We start from the raw sequence: 23,312 nt of genomic DNA, 5'->3' as shown, positions 1-23,312 counted from the left end.
TATACGGTTCCTGCCAACCTATCTGCGCGTAGCTACATGTTATTAACTACGCAGGGGTGAAGTAACATAATCCGTGTTCTTGAATGTCTCTGGGCGTTTTCGCTAGCAGGTATATGCGAAGCGCAGTCGTGAAGCGTAACATTCCATTTTCCACGGTAATAAATTGTGACGGTAGTGTGGTGGTAGTATCGCCTTTCACTTTACCCATGCCAAGGGGATGCTGACCTGAACAAATATTAAAATAAACCAATCCCCCCATATCTACCCATCCTAATAAATTATCTGGTTTAACAATGAAGCTGTCGTGAGTAAGCAGGTCTGTGTGAAAAGTAATGCTCGCACCAAAGACCGGCTTGCTCGCAACTGCAATATCCGCATTACGCGTTAAGCTAAGTTTATATAAGCCATGATGTTCGGCACGAATGTCGTGGTTTGCATTGCTGTTGTCTACTAACGAGAGCATACACACATTGTCATAATGGTTTAAGGATAGGTGTAGTGTGGTTTATGTCAGTCAAAATAGCGTTGATATGGATCAAAACGGGCTAAATCTCTCTTCATAGCTTAAGTCATCGTAAATTGATTGTTTAAAAAGTGTACAAGTCTAGTGATGTGAGCCATACTTATTTATCTTAATTCGACATGGATGTATGGATTATGCAAACAGGCAGACATGAAGCCCTCAAACGTTACAGCCTACTTTTGCTCATTGCTATTTTAGTGGGCTCTGCATACTACTTTCTTCGAATTCAACAGAATGAAATTCAGCAAAACCATGGTTATTTGCGGCAGTTAAACGAGGCGGGTAAGAGCCTTCAGCAGTCTATTGATATGCTTTTAACAAGCGTGAAAGAAGAGTTTAAGCCTCAAGAAACTAAAAATGAAAGTGGAAATGAAAGCGAAAATAGAAATGAAAAAGTCAGTGAGTTTAAAAAGCGTATCAGTTCGAATGAAAACTTCAAACACCTCGTAATAGTGAATAATACCACTAAAAATAATGCCAATACTTTAGAAAACCCCAAAGTCGAAGGAAATAAAGATAAAGGCGAGTTTGACGCAAAGTCTCGCATTTTTAAAGTTCACGTAGCGCATAATACAGTAGCAGTGCCCATCGCTGACCTTATCTCAAATCACTTAAGCCCGTTTCCATTGCTTGTCATCAGTGATGATAATGGTGAGGTCATTGCGGAAAAAAGACATAGTAATTTCGCGAAAGCGCTGTCTGATCTTCGCTTTTCAAACGTAGAAGAATTACTGGGAGAAAAGGAAAATAATAAATCGGGTAGTGAAGGTAATCTAAAGGCAAGTGATTCTGTAGATAGGCAAATTGCAGGGCTATACCTTCGGGTTTATCGGCAACCCATTACAATAACGGGCCTAAATGCTGGAGGTACAGCCGATTCGAAGACTCTCTATCTGCTAGCCTTCGTAGAAAAAAAAGAAGTGGTCCTCAATAACCTTAAAATTGGTAACAATACAGCGTTATGGATAGTACTTTTTTTAACACTACTCGTTGCTACACTTCCTATTCTTAAAATTCAATACTGCGCTCCCACTTATAGCTATACGCGTTCTGATGTTACCCAATGTATTTTAGGATTGTTTATTTTACTTGGGGTTGCCACGATAGCGATAAGCGATCAGCTATTCTTTAGATATTGGCTCCAACAAAAAACGTTAGATTCCGCACATATACACAAAATGATAAGTTCAGATTTCGATAAAGAGTTATCGGAACTGTTGTTATTAGATTCTCGTTATTTTGAAAGAAGCCAAAGTGAAGTCATTTCAGGCTGTGTAGATTCAGGCGGTAGCAACGATAATGTTAACGCTACTGATTTTTTGAATTGCTCGCTTATCAATGAGCAATCAGTAGCTGATACCAGCGCTTATTTTATTGAAAACTGGTTCTTGCTTGGCAAAAGCGGTGTGGTGAGTCGCTATAAAGAGAACAGGCCTGATATGATTTTTCGCCCGCATAAAAACCTCCATAACTTTAAAAAAACACCTTTAAATGAACGGGAGTACTATAAACGAGCGTGGAATGGAGGCATGTGGCGTTTAGACACGCAGCTTGTTGGTAAATTTCACTATAAAACCACAGGGCGGAAAGTTTGCTGTGAAAAATTGCTTGAATCAACTAACTCCATACCTCAGCAATTTTTCATTGAACGAATACGCAATATCGATGATGCAAGGTTTAATAGCCAATTGGTTTTCGAACATATCGATAAAGATGGGGAAAATGGCACAGGCGAAATAATCAAGCGTATAAGTTCTATAGGTACGCTACTGACTAGCTTAAATCAGCGCATAATGCCGAAAAATATAGGGTACGCCGTTATCGACCAAGTGGGGAAAGTGCTCTACCACAGTAACGAAGAGCGAAGTTTAGTGGAAAATTTCGTGGCTGAAAACGGACACGATTTACAGCTTTTAACGACGCTATCCAACTTACAGAATATAGACGTTGACCAGCCCGCGAAGCTACAGTTAGATTATCGCGGAGAAGAACACAGCATGGTTATTGGGCCATTGCACGGCACAATACCTGAATGGGCGCTTGTGGTGTTCTACAACCAAGAAGAAGCGTCGCAAGTTAATATGCTGCTGGTGTTTCTAGCGGTTATCCTTTACTTAACACTGTTAATTCCCTTAGTACTTGTAAGCCGATACGTTAGCTCGCAAGGTGTGTGGGCGCGTTTGTTTCATTATCAGTACGATGATGAAAATACCGCAACACCTAACGCAAACGTTATAGGAGGAGAGCGTAAAACCTATCGCTGGTTGGCCTTATGGATTTGGTCTGCTTGTGCTATGCAACTTTTCACCATTGGCGTCATTGATACTGTTATTCCACGGTTGGCCTTTTTGTCTTTTACGTTAACTTTCATGCTCATCATTTTGCAATTTATCTTTGTGCCCGTTGAAGTAGAGGGTAAGAAATTATCATTAAAGGCTTTAGCATGGCGATACGGAAGCACACCTAGTTTATTAGTTAGAATGCCGTTCTTTATTCCGTTGGCTTGCTTCGCCATGCTGTCTTTACTGCTTTTATCGGGAGTTTTCTCAAACACTGAAAACAGCCATGTATCTCATTTAAACTTCGAGTCGTTACTTTTTCCACTAGTCGGAATCGGGCTATTTTTGTATTCAACTTATTTGATGTGGATGAAATCGGTCCGCGAGGGAATTGCTGTTCAATCAGTTAAAAGTCCCAGTAGTTTGTCTGAGCTGAGCAGCCGCGTGCCAAACAGCTACATATGGTATTTAGCGGGATGCATTTACCTTATTACCGTTGTACCTACGGTTATATTAGTGAATAGCGTAAACAGTTACATGCTAGAAGGGCAGGCAACCTTCCAGAATCAACATCTACTAGAAAGGCAGCAACAAGTTTCACTGGAAAGCCAGAAGTATCGAACTTTAATGCATCAAGACCCATCGAGCCAAAGAGAAGGGCTACCAGCTGCTGACCCCGACATTCCCTTTGAGACGATATTCCCAGCGCTAGATAGAAAAGATTGGGTAACATTAGACGACGCCGAGGACTATTCATCGGTATTGAACAATAACACTGATACCTTTATTAACGCTATTGTCAGAAGTTTAGCGTTGCAAACGGATTCTGCAGCCGAGTATAGATTCAAAGCGGGGACCGACATAATAACAACCAATGACAAAATCCTCCATTACTCGTCACAACGATTCATGCGGGCATCTAGCACCTTGTACTTTTTACAGATATTAGCGATTACAATTATTTTCATTTTCAGTGTGTTTTGTGCAGCCCTATTGCTTATTAGTCGCAAACTGTTAGGAGAGCATATTTTTGACAGCTATCGTTTACGCCCGCCATCTGAATCAGAAGAAAGTGAGTACATTTGGAAGCAACTAACACCGCAAAATTCAACACGTATGCAGGTGCAATTTATTAGTCAACTCAGCCAATCTGATTTAGAAAACGCGTTCTTAGCGCACGAACATACAATTTTCGAAAATAAAGTGGGTGACATTCAAGATTGGCTCACTCGCGTGAAAGAACCCGATTTTGAAAAGATAATTAAAATAGACGAACATAAAAGCACGCCAACCATTATTCTAAAAGGGCTAAACAAAGCACTGCTTGATCACACCGAACGAGATGCCGCGTTTGAGCTTATTCAAACCCTTCAAAAACACAAGTGTCACTTGATATTAGTATCTGAAATGTCACCGATGCAGCTACTTAGCCACGCCGAGAGCTTCCCTGCGTTTGAAACTGAACATTTACCGAGTAAAAACGAGTTGTGGCAGTGGAGCAAATTACTTCGCAGTTTTTCTATACATTATTATTGGGTGGCCAGTAAGAAAAATACCCTCACCACATCGCCTACTGCCTTTTCGGTACTGGCGCATGAATCTACTCATTGGCCCGATTTACTCGATGTGCAGAGGGCGTTTCTCATTTACCACCTAGAAATAAAGCTAAAGCGCTCAGCAGAAAATATAGATGCAGTATTGTCGTCGCTGAATGGAGTTAATGTGACTCACCTAAAAGAGGTGCAGCACGCACTGAGACTGGACGATTTCTGGTCTCCTCAGCAAATAGTTGAGTTTTTTGTTCACCATGCCCGGCCCGCTTATCGAATGCGGTGGGAGCAATGTACAACGAACGAACGGCTTATTCTGTTACAGCTTGCCCAGGGTGCTAAATTAAACCCAGCAAGTGCTGAAATTGTTGGGCATTTACAACGAAGGGGTCTTATTTATCGAGATTGTGGATGGCACTTGGTGAATGAGAGCTTTAGGCAGTTTGTCATGAGCGCAGAGTCTGCGAAGCACATTGAGGTATGGCTTGCAGAAACGCGTTCTAGTATTTGGCATAATTTGCGGCCGCCATTATTTATGCTGGTGGGGCTATTATTTCTGTTAGTGATTTTCAGTGCTAATATTGCCTTCGACTCTATTATTACCACATTAGCGGCGGTACTAGGCGTGCTACCCATGCTAATTACGAATTTGTCGAGCCTTAGAACATTGGAGATATTGCCTAAGGACTGACAAATTAAAATGGTGAAAGAATAAAAAAACACCTATTTTTTTTGATCTCGACATGCACCAATATGCACCAACTCACAGCATGATTTTTATCGTATTCGGTGCGCTTCAATGAACTTGTGATTTGAGCAAGTTGAAAAGGGGAATATTACAAACAAGAACATTACAATTAATACTTAGATGCGCCTTTTAGCCCCAATAGTTATATAAAAGCGTGTAATACCTATAACTAGGATGATAATAACTATGCTGCTAATTTAGGCTATTTTCTCTTAATTTCTAAGATAATAGTCAAAACACGAGTGATGAAATTTAGGTACTAATCCCTCTTCTTGCCAGATAACGGGCGACATTCTATCGTTGCACAATGCCATGTTCCCCTATACCTAAATACCAGAGTTTCACCGCCTTATATGTGGATTATACGAAAGCTTATGTAAGGAAGAATTAAAAACACAATTTAGCTATTTATTACCAATGTACATTTTTGAGCATTGCGCGCACTAAATAAGTGCAATTAATTCAGTAGGTTACTTCAAATTCTCACTTGCATGCCTGCTTGTTACCCATTAGTCTAAAATTCGGTGTACATATAAGGCTTAGTGGCAAATGAAACAAGAATTAAAAAACAACCCATCAGTTAACTCATCACGTCGTAAATGGTTAAAGTCAGTTGGTTTAGGTGCTGGCGCAGTTGCGCTAACAGCATGTGTAGACTCTAGCGTTAAAGAACTTAGCGCAGCAGGTATGAAAACGGATCATTTTCCTACTGCTACACCTAATGTGAGTGACGGCCTTGTTCGTTTATCGTCTAACGAAAACGCCTTTGGCCCTTCAGCTAAAGCAGTAGATGCCATGCAAGGTGAATTATTCAACTTAGCACGCTACTCAGATGCAACGGTGGATGTACTTAAAAGCAAAATTGCAGCACAAGAGGGGGTATCTGAAGATCAAATTATTGTTACCAATGGATCTTCTCCCATCTTATTTGGCTACGCCGATTGGATTACAAAAAACGGTAATAAACTGGTAACTTCAATGGCTACTTACGAGGGTGTACCTCGTGGCGCTGAATTCATGGGCGCTGATGTAACTTACGTTCCGCTAGATGCAGATATGAATTTCGATTTAGACGCGATTGAAGCTGCTGTCACTGAAGACACTACAGCCGTGTATATCTGTAACCCTAATAACCCAACGGGCACAGTGGTAGATGCTGCTAAGCTTACCGCGTTTGCAAAGCGCGTATCTAAAAAGGCGCAGGTATTTATCGATGAAGCTTACATTGAAATGTCAGATGCTTATCCTGCTAACGTACAATCAAAGTTAGTGGCAGAAGGGCATGATGTCGTTATCTGCCGTACTTTCTCTAAAATTCACGCCATGGCAGGCCAGCGTTTAGGTTATGCCATTTTACCAGCTGAACAAGCTAAGAAGATGGGCGGCATGTTGCGCATGGGTGGTGTGAATTACCTAGCATTAGTTGCGGGTATGGCTAGCATGGAAGATCATGCAAACCTAAATACCATGCGCACGCGGGTAAAGGTTGAACGCGAGAAGCTAACGGCTGCAGCTGAATCACTTGGGCAGGCTTATGCAAAAAACCCGCAAGGCAACTTCATCTACATGGATACCGGTATGCCACATGACGAGTTTGCAAAGTTAATGAAAGCGCAAGGTATTAAAGTGGTTGGCCGCACATGGCCTGGTTACGACACATGGTCGCGAATTAGTGTAGGTATTCCTGAGGAAACTGACGCTTGCGTAAAAGCATTAAAAACAGTCTTAGCATAATACTGAAAGGTTTTTAAGGCCTGTAAGATAATACAAAACCTAAATGCTGGTGGATTTGTTGTTTGCTTAATTGGATTTAACAGCAGCAAAATCACCAGCTTTAAATAATGCCTTGATATTACTTAGACCGACACACATTAGCATTACACACGCTTCTTCTTTGTTAAGGTTACGCTCAATCTGCTATTAATGATGTCGTAACGCATCGATTAGTTCATCTTTGCTCATGGTCGAGCGACCCGAAATACCGACTTCTTTTGCTTTGTCGTACAGTTCTTGCTTCGTGCGTTCTTCATACTTTTTACTTTCACCGCCTTTTTTCGAGGGCGATTGCGCATCGTTGGCTTGTGCGTTGGCAATTCTGGCTGATTTTTCTTTGCTGTAGCCTTTATCCCGAAGTGCTTCATACGTGTCGTCGTTCTTGATCTGCGCAGCGTGTTGCTTGGCCATGGTTGTCTCCTTTACTCATTTTCTCATCGGTAGTACCAAAAAAGCCGATAAGGTTAATTTAGCCTTACTTTGTATACTCCAACTTGGCAATTTTGGTGCACTGATAGGTGAAAGGTGAGGGGCCAATGTGCGGGGCCAATGTGCGGGATCAACCCTACTTGTTCCTTTGTCGCTAGAACCGTTCCCTTCATCCATAAAGCAAGTAGGGTAAATCCGCGCTTTACACGTTACTCTACATAGAAAACCTCGGATTGTAGTTCGTTACCAATGTTGGTATTCGCTCGAATCACCTCAGCTAGTGTGGTGCCTTCTACCAATTCGAGCTCGTCATCGGACAAGTATCTTTGATACCAAAAACGGTCGCCTTCGCGTAGTTCGTCGAACTGCTTAACATTGATAGCAGTAAATAACTCACCTAACTGAGAACCCGTTTCAGTTTGAGGGTCTTCAGATAACCCGCCTATCCATAGCTCTACATCATCAACTGAATTGTAGGCGTTGGACAATGCCGTTTGCAGTGTGGTGTTTGAAGTAATATCACTGAAAAATTCAGCACGCTCAAAGCCCATGGCTTCGCGAACATCATTATAGGATGCTAAGCCATGATCGCGTCCCCGTTGAATATTCAAAGAGATAAGATCAAAACCGCCGCTGCCAGGTCGGCCAAATAGAAAGTTACGTAGTCCATTTACCACTTTAATATCGATAGCTTGATGACGTTGTTTCGCCAAGCCACGAAGCACTGAGTCAATATCATCTTCTTCAACGTACAGTCCTACTCCTGTAAAAAAGGCGTCACGAAGCGCCAAGCTGCCTTCATCTATTGGATTATTGTCGGCATCTAAGCGAAGTATATTGTTGCTGACTTCGCTATGACCAAGCCGATAGGCTGCGGTTGAAAACTCATTGTACGTAGTAGGATTTACGTCATCATCATAGCCTTGATAGTCAGGCATTGTGTTTTCGCCCAACAAAGCAGGTAGGTACTCGTCATAGGTAATTATCTGCAATTTGGCAATAACAAGACGCCTAGTTTGCTCGTATATATCTTCAACATCTGCTTGTGGCTGTTGAGCTTGTAATATAGCCGCAATGCGGTTGTGCTCTCTTACCCATACGGTATGCATAGCGGTAAGTATGGCTTGTTCGTTTACTCGAACGTCTCCACCTAGAAATAACATACTTGGGTCGGATACAAAGCCATTTGCATTAGGTAACCCGTTAGGGTTTCGTGGCAATAAGTTATTGTCAGAAGTGGCTAAGAAGGGCGACTGATCCCCTTCACGCAACTCCTCATTACGTTCGGTATCAGAACCATAAATCATCGAGCCATCAATCCAGCTCGTAATTTCATTTTCCTGTTCACGAACGTTATTCGTACTGGTACCTGTGTCAGGGTCATAAATTGCACGATTAAATGAAATAGTGACACTACCTGTACCGCTAGGGTCGAAAAACACATCGCCTGACGGCACAATGATGTGTTCCGCTTCTAAGGTACTTCCGTCTGTAAGGCTTATATCGTGGTCGATAAACTGCCCCCACTGCCATAAGTAATCACTGGTGTTATACGTATTGGGTATACTCTCACCTTCAGCCTGCATCACTAGCAAATTACTGATTTCCCGAGCACTTTTTTGTGCTGAACCTGCCATTTCTGACACGCCATCAGTGTAAAAAGCAGGTGCTATACGTTGCAGGTGACTAAAGGTAGCACCCCAATCAGGGTTATCTTGATTGTTACTACTGCCATCATAGGAGCGTATTTCTCTACCCCCTTGAGTATTGAAGACAAAGTCGTCTCTACCTTCTCTATCACGACTGTTGCGACGTTGTTGGTCTACATCTTCGTCAATTCCCTGAGCAGATCTGCCTCTTTGGTTGTTATCTGTATTGTTTCTGTTGTTGTCCGTATTTTCATCGTTATCGATGCCGTCATTTCCATCGCTGTTTGCATCATTATTTGCATCAGAAATGGTATCAACATCAGGGAATGTTAATGTGGCGTTCGTGGTTTGCTCATCGTCATTGTTGTCTGAACCGCAGCCATATAAGCTGCTTAACGTAACTGCTAAAAACGCTAATTTTTTCATAATATGTCCTGTAATTGCCTATTTAAAAAACAATCATGCTCGTTCAAAGATTGGGTGAGATTGATTGCTGTTTGAACCTTCAAATCCTTTGAAGCATTTATAATTACTTCTTATTTCTTCAGACATTTGCATACCGAGGGCAAGGATCGGCGAGGGGGCAGGCATCTTGTTGTTCAAAGATTAGGAGTGAATAAGACGAAATCTGTTCAAACCTTTACACTTTGCTGACAATTATCTGCTCTGCAGAAAATAGGTGAGCATAAGAATGAAGTGATAAAGTTAAAGGATAAAAGCCTTGCTGAGGGGGAAGATGTAAGTGTGCAAAAAACAAAAACGCCGCGTGCAAAGTGACTCGCAGCGGCGTTTTAAATATGTAGAATTATGGCAGTAAATTACTTCTCGATGTTAAACGTAAGCCCAGCTTTTTCAGTGAGGCGAGAAATTAACTTATCGCCCAATGCAGATGCAGGTGTAAAGAAACCGCCAGAAAGTGACACATCTTTACAGAGGCAAAGTGCAGATTCTGAAATCATTTTACTGGTTGAGCCATAACCTGGATCTTTATCACCGGTTACCGATACTGCAAGGGTATCGCCATTAGTTGCCTCACCAATAAACATAACATCGTAAAAGCCATTTTCCCGTTCTTCTTTACTTGGGCCTTCACCAGGCTTAGGGCCACCCTCTCCACCTAATGACTTATCTTGGGCAACATGGTTCGCCATTGCCTCGCCTTTCTCGCCCGGGCCAGTAAGCATCATTTCATCATACTGAAAGGTTTTGCCGTAGGCGAAGTTTGCCAAGTAGTTAGAACGGTGTACGTTCTTGGTATTAATAGCAGCCATAATAAATGGCGCAGCCCAAGAGCCTAAAGACTCGTCGTAGTATGGCTTGGTGCCATCTGGTTGTGGGTGACTTTGGTTAGCATCGGCAAGTGAGAACGGATTAATAAGCGCAGACATAATTGATTTGTCTTTATGTGCCGCGACCATTGTCGCTTTTAAGCTGGCTGCTGTACCGCCAGAAAACGTACCCTGCATTTTTCTTACACGGCCTTTAACATATTCAATCGCTGCACCAGTTTGCTTTTTAGCGTGTTCTTGCAAAAAGTGAACACCCAAATCGAAAGGTACAGAGTCGAAACCGCACGAGAACACAATATTAGCACCAGTCTCTTTTGCTTTAGCTTCATACTTGTTGATCATCTGGTGCATCCACGCAGGCTCACCACATAAATCGGTGTAGCCCGTGCCATTGTCAACGCAGGCTGAAAGTAGTTTTTCACCGTAAATTTGATAAGGCCCTACAGTGGTTAATACCACTGAAGTACGCTTAGTCAGCGCATCTAGTGCCCCGTCGTCTTCACCATCTGCAACAATACTTACTACCGCATCGCTAATGCCTAACTCGGCTTTAACATCGGCGAGCTTAGCTTCGTTGCGCCCGGCAACAGCCCATTTTACGCTGCTGTCGCTGCCATATTGGTTTTGAAAATACTCAGCTACCAATTTACCTGTGAAGCCTGTGGCACCAAAAATTACAACATCAAATTCCCGTTGATCGCTCATAAATATCGTGTCCTATTTTATTTTTTCATGGAAGACTTATGTGCAACCAATATACGCAATCCATCAACCTTAAATTATTTTTTTAGGTAATAATTGAGTATTGATTTGGGTGTGAATACAAATGCAATTCACTACCCGTGTAAAATGCGCACCGCTCCTTAAATTGATAAAGAAAATATATCGAGCAAAACAGGTACATCAACATAGCTAAAAGCGAAAAGATAACGGTTAGCGAGTATAAGTTTCAACAAATCGTTTTATACGGGCTAAGCCTTCTTTTAACCGACCTATCTCTGTGGCAAACGATAACCTTACGTAACGAGTGGCATTATGTTCACCGAAGTCATCACCGGGTGTTAATGCCACATATTCTTCTTCTAATAAGCGGTCACAGAATTCAATTGCGGTAAGGCCAGTAGGTTCAATATTGATATACGCATAAAACGCGCCATCTGGTGTAGCATCAATACTTAACCCCATGTCTGCAATAGCTTGCATTACAAACGAAGCACGGGTGCGCAAGAGTGCTTTTTTCTGTTCACATTGGGCAAGTGATTCTGGTGTAAAGCAGGCGAGCGCGGCTTGCTGAGCAAGGGTAGAAGGGCAAATAAATAGGTTTTGCGCTAATCGCTCCATAACTTGCGTCATACCTTCAGGTACCACGCACCAACCTAAACGCCATCCCGTCATACCGAAGTATTTGGAGAAGCTATTAATCACAATGGTATTGTTATGAAGGCTCTCATTCGCCAACACTGTGTCAAGTGGGGCAGGTTGCTCTGCAGTAGAAGGCGAGTCTTCACGTAAATCTAAGTTTAAATAAATTTCATCAACAATTAAAAAGCCGTCTTTTTGCTTGCAGGTTTCACCAATACTAAACAATTCTTCTTGTGCAATAGCGGTACCCGTAGGGTTAGCGGGGCTGGCGATGAGCACGCCTTTAGTTTTACTATCCCAGTGGTGCGTTACATCATCATGTGTTAACTGAAATTGTTGTTCGCTTGAAGTAGGCACTAATGTAACTTCGCCGCCAAAGGTGTTTAAAAATCGGCGGTTACAGGGGTATGAGGGATCGCCAAGTATCACCTTATCGCCGTTTTCAACTAACGCTGCACTCACTAATAACAAAGCCGCAGATGCGCCAGCGGTAACCACAATGCGCGAAGCTGGAATATCAACGTTGTGCTGTTTTTTATAAAACTGGGCAATGGCGCTGCGAAGTTCAGGCAAGCCTAGCGCTGAAGTATACGGGTAATCAGCCTGAGACAGCGACTGCTTCATGGCTTCAATAACCGGTGTGGGCGCGCCAAAGTCGGGCTCACCCAAATTTAACCGAATAACATCGTGCCCTTGATTGCTAAGCGCAGTGGCTTTTTCACCATAGGCCATGGCTAAAAAAGGAGATAGGGTGGTGGCTCGTGTAGCGTACTTCAACATGCTTTCTTACAACGTGGGGTAACAATGCCCAGTACTATATCAATTGTGCAAACCTAATTACCAACAAAGTCGCCATACCTAATAACAAAAGCAGGTAGCGTTGATGAGTTGTCATTACCATTAAAGGTGCTAGTCGCAATCTTTAATAGCAATACACACAAGTATTAGACATCAGCGGCTAGACTAGCAGCTTACCCATTAAAAATTCCGGTAATACTCGGTGTTTTTCGATGAATAGCCATATGCATAATCAACCACTTACGATAGGGTAGAAGAGGTATAAGTTGTGATGATATAAAAAGTAAAATACAGCGTACGCGTTATTTAAAAGGAAATCAGTCGTGTTGGTCGAAAACAAACAAGGTAATAACAAGGCGAAGGGTGAGAAGCCGTTCTCATTTAGCGCTGTTCGGTGGTTAATGGTTGTCGTCGTGTCCACATTTTTCGCGACACCGGTATGGGCAGCCTTACCTACCATCAGCGAATTCACCAAAGATATGTCCACTAAAGATGGGCTTATCCCCATCTATTATGATGATGAAACTGACAAAGTGTATTTATCGATACCCAACGATGAGCAGCAGTTTTTATTTCAAAGCAGCTTGCCTTACGGTGTAGGCTCTAACGATATTGGTTTAGATAGAGGCCAGTTAGGGCGCACTCGCTTAATTACCTTCGAACGCTTTGGCAATAAGCTTATGCTGAAGCAGTTAAATACCAAGTACCGCGCAGCCCATGGTAGCGCAGCTGAAAAGCAAAGTATTAATGAGGCCTTTGCAAGTTCGGTATTAGCCGGCTTTGTCATAGTGGCAAAGAGCGATAGCGCTAATTTAATCGATTACACACCTTTTTTATTCAGCGATATTCATGGTATTGGCAATCGGTTGTCAGCTAAAAATCAAGGCAGCTTTAAAGCAGACAAAAACAGAAGCGGGGTGTATTTATCGCGCACAAAGGGTTTTGAGAAAAACACTGAGCTTGAAGCCTTAGTTACATTCGCTGGCAGCAAGCCCGGTAACTATGTATCTGATGTCACGCCAGATCCTGAGAACCTTTCCGTGCACCTTCATCATTCATTTGTTGCGTTGCCTGACGATGGTTATACACCACGTGCTTATCATCCCTATTCAGGGTATTGGAAATTCCGCTATTTCGATTACTCAACGGCAATTAATGAGCCTACTGAGCAGCGTTTTATTACCCGTCATCGTTTAGCCAAGGTATCGCCACATGCACCTATGAGCGAAGCGGTTGAACCTATTGTGTATTACCTAGACCCAGGTATTCCAGAGCCGGTGATGTCATCATTGAAAGAAGGCGCCAGCTGGTGGAACCAAGCCTTCGAAGCAGCGGGCTATAAAAATGCATTCCAGGTTAAAGTGTTGCCTGAAAATGCCGATCCTATGGATGTACGTTACAACGTGATTAATTGGGTGCATCGCGCTACCCGCGGGTGGTCGTATGGTTCATCGGTGGTCGACCCTCGCACCGGTGAAATTATAAAAGGCCACGTGACGTTGGGCTCACTGCGTGTTCGCCAAGATTATTTAATCGCACTAGGGCTTACCAGCCCATTTTCAGGTGACAATGCGAGTTCGCCAGAGCAAGAAGCAATGGCGTTAGATCGTATTAAGCAGCTTTCGGCTCATGAAGTAGGCCACACCTTAGGTATAGCGCACAACTTTGCTGCCAGTGAAAACGAAATGGCTTCTGTGATGGATTATCCACACCCTCGAATTACCTTAAAAGACGGAAAAGTAAGTCTTGAAGGGGCATACGATATGGGCATAGGCGCGTGGGACAAACACGCTATTGTTTATGGTTATCAAGAGTTTGGTTCAACCAGTGAAGAAACGGAAGGCTTGGCTAAGCAAATTGTTAAAACCCGAAATAAAGGGCTGGCGTTTAAGTCAGATTCAGATACAAGAAGCTCTCGTCATAGTTCAGCTAACGGGCACATGTGGGAAAATGGCGCCGATCCGCTAGATGCTTTTGATGAAATCTCTGCGATTAGACGTCATGCGCTTGATCAATTAGGAATGGATACCTTAAAGCCCAATGCTAGCTTGTCTTCATTGGAAAATGCGTTAGTGCCAATTTATTTACTGCATCGTTTTCAACTAGAAGCGGTAGCAAAACAAGTGGGCGGCTTAATATACGAATACGAGCGTAAAGGTGATTACACCACGCCACAGGGCCAGCAAGACGTAGCGCCACAAGTACAGCAACGTGCCATGCAGCAGCTTATAACGGCTACTACCGTGCCTTATTTAGCTATTCCTGAAGCAGTATTGGCACTTATACCGCCCACTGCCTATGGTGACGATGTTACTCGCGAGCATTTTCAAGGAAAAATGGGGCTAATGCTCGACCCCGTATCTGCGGCTGCATCTGCCAGTGATTTCGCATTATCATTGTTGTTGCATCCAGAACGTTTAAACCGTTTGGCGTGGCAAAGTAGCCGCACAAAAGAACTCGTGGGTGTGGAAGGGCTTGTACGTCAAACATTGAACGTACATTGGTATCGTGCGAAACACAAACGCGGCGGTAAAGAGGATTTAGTTGCTACTCGCCTACAGTTAGTAGCGTTGAATGCCATCATGAAAGCTGCAACAAACCCTGCATTAGCACCAGAGGCTAAAATGGCCATGCACAGTGCTCTGCTTGAGTTCGACGAGTGGCTAGATGATGATAGCGATAGAGATGCAGATGAAGTTTTGCATAAGTATTTCGACACTTACTGGAAATCAGGTCATTGGTCTGGGGCGTTTGATGTGAAGCCTTTGCCACCAGGCTCGCCCATATAATTCTATCTTAAAGAGTGCTGAATTTTACGTGAGTATTTTTGCTAATGCTTAACACGTAAACATAAATAAAAAGCGGTTAACCTAAAGAGGTTAGCCGCTTTTTCGTCTATATTTTTGTACTTAAATTTAACGCTATCATAAATCTTGTTAAGGCTTTGGCTTTTCTTTAGGGGGTTTTTACAAACTGCTCTTGTAAGACCTGATACAAATATTCTGGCTTAACGGGTTTTACAATGTGTGCATTCATACCCACGGCGAAGCTTTTTTCTATCTCTGTTTGCATGGCGTGAGCTGTCATCGCCACAATCGGAACGTCTAATTTTAATTCTTCTCGAATCTTTTGAGCTGCCGTTAAGCCGTCCATCACAGGCATTTGCATATCCATTAAGACAAGATCGAAGACGTTCTCTTGCTCCAACATTTGCAAAGCAATTAAGCCATTTTCTGCAACACTCACTTTTGCCTTTGTATCGGCTAAAAATAGCTTAGCAACTTTACGGTTTATCGCATCATCTTCTACCAGCAGAATGTTTTTCTTAGAAAAATCGGGTGGTACATTAGCATCGCTTTCTAAGGCCGCCATTTGAGGCTTGCCTCTAGTAGACATTCTTAGTAAGCAGTTCTGCAACGAGCTGCTATTAACCGGTTTTTGCAGATAATATTCTACCCCCACGGGGCGGCCAAGGGTCTTAAGTGACTCGATATCATAAGCTGACAGCATCGCTATATTCGGCTTACCTTGGCTAAATTCTTGGTTAATAATTGAGGCTAATTCAATGCCATCAATATCTGCCATTTTCCAATCTATAATAATTAAATCGTACGGTGCGTTGCTTGCCATAGCGGTACGTAGATGCATTAGCGCTTCTTTACCACCGGTGGCCAAGTCTGGGTTTATATTAATGCGCAACAGGGCTTCTGCTATTGCTTGTCTTGAAAGCATAACATCGTCAACCACCAATACTTTTAAGTCAGATAACGTTAAGTTTCCTAACGTAGTGGGTTGTGGCATTTGATTGTGCTGTTCAACTAACACCGTAAATAAGAAAGTTGCGCCTTGACCCAGCTTACTCTCTACCCATATTTCACCGCCCATTAGCGAGACAAGGTGCTTACAAATCGATAAGCCTAAACCTGTACCACCATATTTACGGGTAATTGATTCGTCAGCTTGCGTAAAGGCATCGAACAGTGATTCTATCTGATCTGTTGATAGGCCAATTCCCGTATCTTTTACTGAAAACTCAAGTAAAACACCGCGTTCAGAATATTTTTTATTAACCGATACGAACACCATGCCTTCGTCGGTAAATTTAATCGCATTGCTTAGCAGGTTATTCAGCACTTGCTCAATACGCAGGGCGTCACCAGAGACTTGCAAGGGAACATCTCTTGCCACGTATTGTAATAATTCAATACGTTTCTCTCTGGCATTTAACCCGTGCAACCGAATGACTTGCTCAACCAGTTTGTCGAGTTCAAATGCCTCAGATTCAATATCAAGTTTACCCGCTTCAATTTTTGAAAAATCTAGTACGTCGTTAATTACCCCTAGCAGGGTTTGAGACGACTGCTCAATTTGGTTTAGGTTGGTTCTCTGTTCTTCATTAACGACAGATTTTTGTGTCAGCTTAGTAAGCCCCACTATGGCGTTCACGGGCGTTCTAATTTCGTGGCTCATACGGGCCAAAAACTCTGACTTCGCGTCGGTGGCTTTTTGTAAATTTAACGCAAGCTCTCGCAATTCTCGCTTCTGTTTAAGCGTGATAACAAACATAAAGAATAGAAGAATAGCCACGCAGCAAATAGTAACAATGATGTACACTTGAAACGTACTATTTTGTTCAGACAGTTGCTGACTAAGTTCTAATTCAGTAATTTTTTGTATTTTTTGATCGGTTTCTAAACGGGCTCTATTAAACGCTAATTGCTCTGATTGGCGCGTATCAAAAACTTGCTGCTTCAATTCTGAATGTTGTAAAAGAAATTGGTAGGCATCGCGATATTGGCCTTGAAGTAGCGCAATATTGGCTTGCATTTTTAAGCCTTCATACTGGTATTCAGTAATATCTAAATCTTGTGCAATTGATAAGAACCTCAAAACCGTTTGTGTGGCTTCATCAATGCGTTCTAATTTGAGTAAAACCTCTGACTGCAACGTGAGGCCAGAAAGCTCACGCTGGCGGTGTTTTCCAGCGACAGCATGCTTGACAATATCTTCCGTAACCGCAAGCGCTTCTTCATAGTTACCTAATTGCAGATGCGTTTTTGCCAAATAAAAATTTAAGATAGGCGCGAACTCGTCTGGGTTAGTATTTACCCTGTCTATTAACGACTTCGCTTGCGTTACTTTTCCCTGAGCCAATAAGCCAGATATAATAAAACCGTACCCTTGTTCTTCATAATAGGTGTTGCCACGTTTAATCGATTCGGCAACCAGTTGTTCACCTGTATTTATTAAGTTATCTGCCCATTGATTCGATTTCGCATACAAATTCCCAATGGCTTGTAGCGTGTTTTGTATGTAGGTGGTATCTAAAGACTGATGAATACTCAGGCTGTTAAGTAGTAACTCTAATGATTCTCCATATAAATCAAAGAAGTAAGTTATTATCCCTTGTCGTCTTAACGCTTCGGCAAGTTGCAATTGGTTACCAGCTTCGGTGGCTAGCTTTTTTGCTTGGGTTGCCTTTTCGTAAGCGAGTTGATAGTTACCCTCAAGAATGTACGAATGACTTTTCAGATTGAGCAAATGAGCTTCATAGGCTGGAAGGTCTTTGTCTGCTAAGTACCTCTCGGCCTGGGTAAGAAGCTTTTTTGCGAGGGTGGGGTTAACAAATACATTCTTATCGGCAGCTTGCAATACCTTATCAATATCGACAGTAGCGTCTTGAGAATACACAAAAAAGCTAGGCAGTGCTAAAAGCACTACCCACAAAAGACGCAACAATCTCATGAAATTATACCCATACTAGCCAGTATTAACCTATTTCGAGTGACTAATTTCTAGGGTGTCTGCGCCTTCAGCCTCACATCGGCTCTTTATCGCATCAACATCGTTTTTTGCACATATTTGAATGTCTGCATCTGATAGACCAAACGCTTTAGCCGTGCCTTTAGGATCGCTTATATATTGCTGTTTTAACTTTTCATCTTTATCCATAGCAATTAAAAACTTTACTAACAAATCATTCATTTCTTATTCCTTTAGTTTTTTGTGGTTAGATATTTACGGTTTTAGCCAAATAATTTTTGTTCAAAAAGGGCGGGGGTTAAATCTAGTTCTGCCATCGATTTCATATCAAAATCTGGTAACCCTTTAGAGGGGATAACCAAAGTAGTGATAGGTTTTGGTATTACTGCCGCTAAATCTTTTAGTTCAAGGTATTCAATTCTAGGGGCAGCAATGGGGATGGTAGAGGCTTCATAAACAATAATGGTGTGTTCAGGAGAAAAGTATTTTAACAATTCGTTTCTTAGCTGCGTTAAACCCGGGTGTGATGTACGGTGTTTGTTATGCGTGAAATCGGCAATACTGCCAATCTGCCAGATAATTTGCATCATATGAGGGTCTAAGGTGTATTGCCTCAGCAGAAACTGAGTAGCCTCATACGACTGGCATCCATAATGTGCGGGGTCTAGCCCTAAATCAGCCACTAAGCAGTCTTCGGCAGAAATCCCCGGTAGCATTTCGGCATCATAACCTTCTTCTTTTAGTTGTTTGATAGCCTCATGTGAGGGATTTACGAATACCCCAGGGTGACCATAAAACGCCGCCACCACTTTTTTTCCTGTCTTGACTTCATCAACAATGCGTTGGGTCATTTTTTGGTAGGTGAGTGCCCGAGATTTGCCTTGCTCGTAAAGGTGGCGTAAACACACCACATTCGAGTTAATCATTCGCAGATTGACAAGCGCTGACTCTGTTACAACGCTCAATACGATATCGGCTGTTTTAAGTAGGCTTTCCGTAATCAAGGTCATCTGGCCTGACACAGTAATACCTGTACCTACAACTACCAAAGATCCTTTTGATTCTATGTTCATTTCATCCATTTCCATTGAGAGTGGGCTACGTATAGCCTTAATTGAATATAATGGAAAATACATCCATTGTTAATCACTTTGTGATTATAACCGATATGGTTTTGTCGTTAAAAAACGAGTGACTTAACATTAACATTGATTCGCGCTCATTGGTGGCCCTAAATCCGTATTACATGCTGGGTTATTTCAAAACGCTTTATCGCCCGATTTAAAAATAGTATTGTACTGGTAGCGCACTGAGTTCTGCATAACTAATTGGCCAATTGGTAAGTAACGTTAGTTAATTTAGGGAATTATAATGTTTAAACATGGTGGTATGACGAAAACCAGTTCAGTTATTAGAAGCTCAGCGTTATGTTTAGTGGCACTGGGCGCATTGTCCACACAGTCTGCTTGTACATTTAGCCATGATCCTCGTGCTGAAGCCGAGAAGCCAGTTTGTGTTGCAGTTTTAACGAACAAGCTCAATTGCGAAAATGAACCGCTGGCTTATAGTGAAACCAATCCTCATAGTGATTTCGACCAGCAAATGCTTCCGGTCAATCAGCGTAAAGACATGATTGAAAGTGAGTTGGAAGATAACAGACGTAATCGTTAGTACAAATACCGCGTTGCATTCACTTTACAACGAAATGCAACGCGATGGGTTAACCTTCAATAAGCCCTTTACGGCTGATAAGGCAATGAGGATTGATGTAAAATAATACGCACTTTGCCATCTTCACACTGCTTAAATACAAAGCTTTTGTTCACAAAGATGTGACTGTCGTCTTCCCCAATAAAGTGAACATTGCACTGCACAATGGCTAGTTCACCATTTAAAATAAAATCTTCTTTGCTGTACCACACTTTAACCCAAGGTTTGAGCTTGAAACCATTGTCGTTGGGGTAGTCGCTGTTTCCACCTACAAAATAAGAAAGCGCGCCTTCTTTAGTCGGGCGGAACGTTTGCTGACCAAACGTCAAAGTAGGCTTAAACAACACATGACCATTGTCATAATCATAGCTGTCAGAGAGTACCTGAAGAGAAAACGCTTGAACGTCTCCACCTTCGGCATGAACTTTTCCAACTTTTACTACATTGTCGCACCAAGTTTGTAGCGCCGTATGCACCATCTCTTTAGTAAACATAATGTATACCTCTCCTTTAAAATATCGTTTAGTTGGTTTTAAAGCTGGTTACCAAATTTTAAAACGGTTTCGTCTTTTGCGCAAAACACCAGCAAGGGTTTCGCACGTTGTAAACATATAGACAAAACAAATAAATACGTGAATAAAACAAATACTGCTAACCAAACTGCTTTATTTTGTTATGTGATATCATCACAACTTCAGCTTAAAGATTTAGCTACAGTTAGCAATAGTAATTGGAGATAGCTTTTATCTATCAAGGACTAAGTGAATAGAATTTTTTACTGCGTTTTAAACGCGTAAGTGTATTCGCGACTATTGTGACTTATTTCCCACCCGCAATGTCAATAAATGAACCTGTTACGTAAGATGCTTCATCTGATAACAACCATGCGATAGCATCTGCTACTTCCTGCGTATTGCCTCCGCGCCCCATTGGGATTTGTGAGCTAAGGCGATTTACGCGATCTGGCTCCCCTCCGTCGGCATGAATATCAGTGGCTATGAAGCCAGGGCGAACGCTATTGACTCTAATATTTTGGCCGGCAAGCTCTAAGGACATACCTGTGGTGAGCGAATCCATAGCACCTTTCGAAGCTGCATAGTCTACGTATTCAAACGGGGCACCTGTACGAGACGCGATCGAAGAGACATTCACAATTGCACCATCACTTTGAACTTGTTTTACAAAAGCTTTCGAGCAAAGAAAAGCGCTGAGTACATTCGTAGTTAATATTGTTTTGAAGCGCTCGGCACTAATTTCGGAAAATGCAGTTTTGGTAAAAAGCACGCCTACATTGTTCACTAGGTGCGTAACAGCGCCGAACTCAGCGTTTACCCTGTTAAACATACTTTGGACTTCTGCCTCCACTGAGACATCCGCTTTATGAGTAAGTGCAACGCCGCCGTTGTTATTAATTGAAGAACATAACGCTTCGGCATAACTTTCATTTTTAAGATAGTTAATGCAAACGTGATAACCCTGTTTAGATAGCGTAAAAGCAGTAGCGGCACCAATACCTCTGCTGGCCCCAGTTATTATTACAACTTTGGTCAAATTTGAGTCCTTGCTAGTCTTACTAGCCACTGTAGCGTATCTGAATTGGATTGAACCAACCATAGGTCGATTCAGCGAAGTACTCTTTATTGTTTACCGTCTTTTTAATAGTAAGTGCTGAATCTGACTCCCACGAAATAATGGGGGCAGCATCGTTAGGGTGCCCATCCATACGAAAGATATTACCACTTTCATTTTTCAAGGCTTCATCAGTGTCCAAAATAGAGACCTGAGTACTAAAGCCTGTGGTTGCCCCGCAATCTCTTTGGAAAATTACTGCTTTTAGTTCGCCATTAGGAGACAACGTTTCAGAATAAATATCGTTACCGCACATATCAGGAAGCCAATTGTAAAAAGCCAAGAAGGCGATCACACTGATGACAATGGCCACTTTTCCTATGGTATTCAAACTAGAATCCTTTTATAAATTGCGCTTAATTAACGTACATAAAATTCATTCACATTTCGAGCTATTAACGTTACTGCCACTTGATGGCTGTTACTCAAAGGGTTAACTATTATTTACCGTCGACACTGCGAATAAAGTGCTTATACAAGTCTTCTGAAGGCGCTAACATCTTGTAATTTAGCAGGTGATCTAATTCTGGGTAATTAAAACGCTTACAGCGAGATAGCTGGTTTTCTGTCATACGTTGGCAAATAGAAACTGCCATAGAAGAGGATGGCCATATTTCGTCCATTCCCCCCGAATATAGCACAACATTTCCGCGAATATTCTCAACAGGAATTGTTGCACTTCCGCCATCATTTCTATTTTCTAAAGATTGAGAATATAGGTCTAACAAGCCTTCAACAGGCCCGGTTGGGTTGAATGCAACAAAGGGTAATTCCTTTTCGTTTTGACTCCAGCTGGAGCCAGGTACCGTCTGCCAATCAGCTAGAATACCTGCCCACACCACTGAACTGGGTGCAATGGCGATAACACGATCAAATACAGTGTCGCGAGATGCAATCAGCAACGCCAACTCGGCGCCTTTAGACCAACCAACCAGCGTGATATGTTTTTGTGCGGGGTGTTTTTGTTGAAGCCACGCTGTTGCTTTTTCGAAATAGGCGAGGGGAATTTTCTCTAATTCTTTGGGAAGTGTATCGGCTTTAAAATAAGCAACGGCTAATGTCGGGTGACCATTTTCGGCGATGACTTTGGCAAGCTTTGTAGGAATTCCGCCTTCTGAACCGCCAAGCACAATAACCGGCTGCTTGTGTGAATTAGCGGGTTGCTGATAATAGTGACCCACAATACCATCTTGCTCAACGTTAAGAACTTGAGGGGCTGCACTTAAAGTAAATACTGGTACGAACGAGAATAAAAATAGTAAAAAATGCTTCATTTTCAATTTCATATTTTGTTTTACCTTTGAGAACTCAAATGCTGAAAACACCCTAGAACCTTAAGCATTTTATAGAAGAATTAAAGGGTTATAATAAAGTAAATCAGCAGGGCCTTTTAATAAAAAGTTTTAGGAAATGTTTCTGGCAAACCCCTGATTCGTACTTTTTATATGCAACATATTTAGTGAGTGCTGGCGTTACTCTGAGCCAAATATGCCACGAAAAAGGGCGGTAAATACACCTGACATACTGTCTTCTATGGCATCGGTTTCGGGTGAATTCTTTTTAGCGTGTATTACGTTTGATTCTTCTTGCTCTCTTTTTTCTGCGCTAGAAGATGCCCCGTCAAGAAAATCACTCACCGTTTTTTTAGAAGTGGATGCGCACCCTGACGAAATGGCTGACGCTATCAAAACGGCGATTAATTTAGTTTTCATTTAATTCCCTTATCTTGTAAGTATAAAGCGGTAAAAGAGGAGCGCGATAATACGAATCAGCGCCCGTATTTGCAATTTACTTCAATTCCTAAATTAAG

Annotated in this window: 17 protein-coding genes; 4 read left to right on the top strand and 13 right to left on the bottom strand. The window is 42.2% G+C overall.

The features are described from left to right. Window positions 1–46: 46 nt before the first annotated feature. On the bottom strand, window positions 47–463 hold the full coding sequence (locus AV939_RS11455; protein WP_057791277.1) for a hypothetical protein: 417 nt from the start codon (window positions 461–463) through the stop codon (window positions 47–49). A 194-nt stretch (window positions 464–657) separates the two neighbouring features. Between AV939_RS11455 and AV939_RS11450 the strand changes: the two genes are divergently transcribed. Continuing rightward, window positions 658–5,043 (top strand): hypothetical protein, encoded by a 4,386-nt coding sequence (locus AV939_RS11450; RefSeq protein WP_156454638.1) that lies wholly within the window; start codon window positions 658–660, stop codon window positions 5,041–5,043. 606 nt (window positions 5,044–5,649) lie between these two features. Next, window positions 5,650–6,834, top strand: coding sequence for a pyridoxal phosphate-dependent aminotransferase (locus tag AV939_RS11445; RefSeq protein ID WP_061997686.1), 1,185 nt, complete (start codon window positions 5,650–5,652; stop codon window positions 6,832–6,834). Window positions 6,835–7,020: 186 nt separating this feature from the next. On the opposite strand, the gene AV939_RS11440 is transcribed toward AV939_RS11445, so the two are convergent. The 4 genes from AV939_RS11440 to AV939_RS11425 all read right to left on the bottom strand — a co-directional run bounded on the left by AV939_RS11440 (window position 7,021) and on the right by AV939_RS11425 (window position 12,379). Further along, on the bottom strand, window positions 7,021–7,284 hold the full coding sequence (locus AV939_RS11440) for a DUF7218 family protein (RefSeq protein WP_057791283.1): 264 nt from the start codon (window positions 7,282–7,284) through the stop codon (window positions 7,021–7,023). Between the two features lie 227 nt (window positions 7,285–7,511). Next, window positions 7,512–9,377, bottom strand: coding sequence for a peroxidase family protein (locus AV939_RS11435; RefSeq protein WP_061997685.1), 1,866 nt, complete (start codon window positions 9,375–9,377; stop codon window positions 7,512–7,514). 392 nt (window positions 9,378–9,769) lie between these two features. After that, complete coding sequence (locus AV939_RS11430) at window positions 9,770–10,945, bottom strand: saccharopine dehydrogenase family protein (protein ID WP_061997684.1); 1,176 nt, start codon at window positions 10,943–10,945, stop codon at window positions 9,770–9,772. Between the two features lie 228 nt (window positions 10,946–11,173). Further along, a complete protein-coding gene (locus AV939_RS11425) occupies window positions 11,174–12,379 on the bottom strand; it encodes an aminotransferase class I/II-fold pyridoxal phosphate-dependent enzyme (RefSeq protein ID WP_061998204.1) in 1,206 nt (401 codons plus the stop codon). A 422-nt stretch (window positions 12,380–12,801) separates the two neighbouring features. Here AV939_RS11425 and AV939_RS11420 point away from each other — a divergent pair, with 422 nt between their 5' ends. After that, entirely contained in the window at window positions 12,802–15,189 is a 2,388-nt protein-coding gene (locus AV939_RS11420; protein ID WP_061998203.1) for a zinc-dependent metalloprotease, read from the top strand. Between the two features lie 166 nt (window positions 15,190–15,355). Here AV939_RS11420 and AV939_RS11415 read toward each other — a convergent pair whose 3' ends face one another. From AV939_RS11415 to AV939_RS11405, 3 genes are read right to left on the bottom strand one after another with little or no spacing between them, the layout of a single operon-like run. Next, on the bottom strand, window positions 15,356–18,145 hold the full coding sequence (locus tag AV939_RS11415; RefSeq protein ID WP_061997683.1) for a tetratricopeptide repeat-containing hybrid sensor histidine kinase/response regulator: 2,790 nt from the start codon (window positions 18,143–18,145) through the stop codon (window positions 15,356–15,358). 30 nt (window positions 18,146–18,175) lie between these two features. After that, a complete protein-coding gene (locus AV939_RS11410) occupies window positions 18,176–18,385 on the bottom strand; it encodes a hypothetical protein (protein WP_061997682.1) in 210 nt (69 codons plus the stop codon). Window positions 18,386–18,426: 41 nt separating this feature from the next. Next, window positions 18,427–19,236 (bottom strand): SAM-dependent methyltransferase, encoded by an 810-nt coding sequence (locus tag AV939_RS11405; RefSeq protein WP_061998202.1) that lies wholly within the window; start codon window positions 19,234–19,236, stop codon window positions 18,427–18,429. 298 nt (window positions 19,237–19,534) lie between these two features. Between AV939_RS11405 and AV939_RS11400 the strand changes: the two genes are divergently transcribed. After that, the gene (locus AV939_RS11400) at window positions 19,535–19,834 is read left to right on the top strand and encodes a hypothetical protein (RefSeq protein ID WP_061997681.1); all 300 of its coding nucleotides are present in this window, start codon (window positions 19,535–19,537) and stop codon (window positions 19,832–19,834) included. A gap of 68 nt (window positions 19,835–19,902) precedes the next feature. Here AV939_RS11400 and AV939_RS11395 read toward each other — a convergent pair whose 3' ends face one another. The 5 genes from AV939_RS11395 to AV939_RS11375 form a co-directional block, all read right to left on the bottom strand. Next, a complete protein-coding gene (locus AV939_RS11395; protein ID WP_057791295.1) occupies window positions 19,903–20,367 on the bottom strand; it encodes a hypothetical protein in 465 nt (154 codons plus the stop codon). 325 nt (window positions 20,368–20,692) lie between these two features. Next, window positions 20,693–21,424, bottom strand: a complete 732-nt coding sequence (locus AV939_RS11390) for an SDR family oxidoreductase (protein WP_057791297.1) — start codon at window positions 21,422–21,424, stop codon at window positions 20,693–20,695. Window positions 21,425–21,446: 22 nt separating this feature from the next. Further along, complete coding sequence (locus AV939_RS11385) at window positions 21,447–21,833, bottom strand: DUF5412 family protein (RefSeq protein WP_062087368.1); 387 nt, start codon at window positions 21,831–21,833, stop codon at window positions 21,447–21,449. 109 nt (window positions 21,834–21,942) lie between these two features. Next, window positions 21,943–22,788, bottom strand: coding sequence for an acyl-CoA thioester hydrolase/BAAT C-terminal domain-containing protein (locus AV939_RS11380; protein ID WP_062087366.1), 846 nt, complete (start codon window positions 22,786–22,788; stop codon window positions 21,943–21,945). 186 nt (window positions 22,789–22,974) lie between these two features. After that, the gene (locus AV939_RS11375; protein WP_061997680.1) at window positions 22,975–23,214 is read right to left on the bottom strand and encodes a hypothetical protein; all 240 of its coding nucleotides are present in this window, start codon (window positions 23,212–23,214) and stop codon (window positions 22,975–22,977) included. Window positions 23,215–23,312: the final 98 nt, after the last annotated feature.

The sequence above is a fragment of the Alteromonas sp. Mac1 genome (genome assembly GCF_001562125.1).
Lineage (GTDB): Bacteria > Pseudomonadota > Gammaproteobacteria > Enterobacterales > Alteromonadaceae > Alteromonas > Alteromonas stellipolaris.
The sequence above is the reverse complement of the archived record's forward strand: the minus strand, read 5'-3'. Positions and strand labels throughout refer to the sequence as shown.

Coding starts and splice junctions, on each gene's coding strand:
- AV939_RS11455 (WP_057791277.1), bottom strand. CDS start 463: ATGCTCTCGTTAGTAGACAACAGCAATGCAAACCACGACATTCGTGCC.
- AV939_RS11450 (WP_156454638.1), top strand. CDS start 658: ATGCAAACAGGCAGACATGAAGCCCTCAAACGTTACAGCCTACTTTTG.
- AV939_RS11445 (WP_061997686.1), top strand. CDS start 5,650: ATGAAACAAGAATTAAAAAACAACCCATCAGTTAACTCATCACGTCGT.
- AV939_RS11440 (WP_057791283.1), bottom strand. CDS start 7,284: ATGGCCAAGCAACACGCTGCGCAGATCAAGAACGACGACACGTATGAA.
- AV939_RS11435 (WP_061997685.1), bottom strand. CDS start 9,377: ATGAAAAAATTAGCGTTTTTAGCAGTTACGTTAAGCAGCTTATATGGC.
- AV939_RS11430 (WP_061997684.1), bottom strand. CDS start 10,945: ATGAGCGATCAACGGGAATTTGATGTTGTAATTTTTGGTGCCACAGGC.
- AV939_RS11420 (WP_061998203.1), top strand. CDS start 12,802: ATGGTTGTCGTCGTGTCCACATTTTTCGCGACACCGGTATGGGCAGCC.
- AV939_RS11415 (WP_061997683.1), bottom strand. CDS start 18,145: ATGAGATTGTTGCGTCTTTTGTGGGTAGTGCTTTTAGCACTGCCTAGC.
- AV939_RS11410 (WP_061997682.1), bottom strand. CDS start 18,385: ATGAATGATTTGTTAGTAAAGTTTTTAATTGCTATGGATAAAGATGAA.
- AV939_RS11405 (WP_061998202.1), bottom strand. CDS start 19,236: ATGAACATAGAATCAAAAGGATCTTTGGTAGTTGTAGGTACAGGTATT.
- AV939_RS11400 (WP_061997681.1), top strand. CDS start 19,535: ATGTTTAAACATGGTGGTATGACGAAAACCAGTTCAGTTATTAGAAGC.
- AV939_RS11395 (WP_057791295.1), bottom strand. CDS start 20,367: ATGTTTACTAAAGAGATGGTGCATACGGCGCTACAAACTTGGTGCGAC.
- AV939_RS11380 (WP_062087366.1), bottom strand. CDS start 22,788: ATGAAATTGAAAATGAAGCATTTTTTACTATTTTTATTCTCGTTCGTA.
- AV939_RS11375 (WP_061997680.1), bottom strand. CDS start 23,214: ATGAAAACTAAATTAATCGCCGTTTTGATAGCGTCAGCCATTTCGTCA.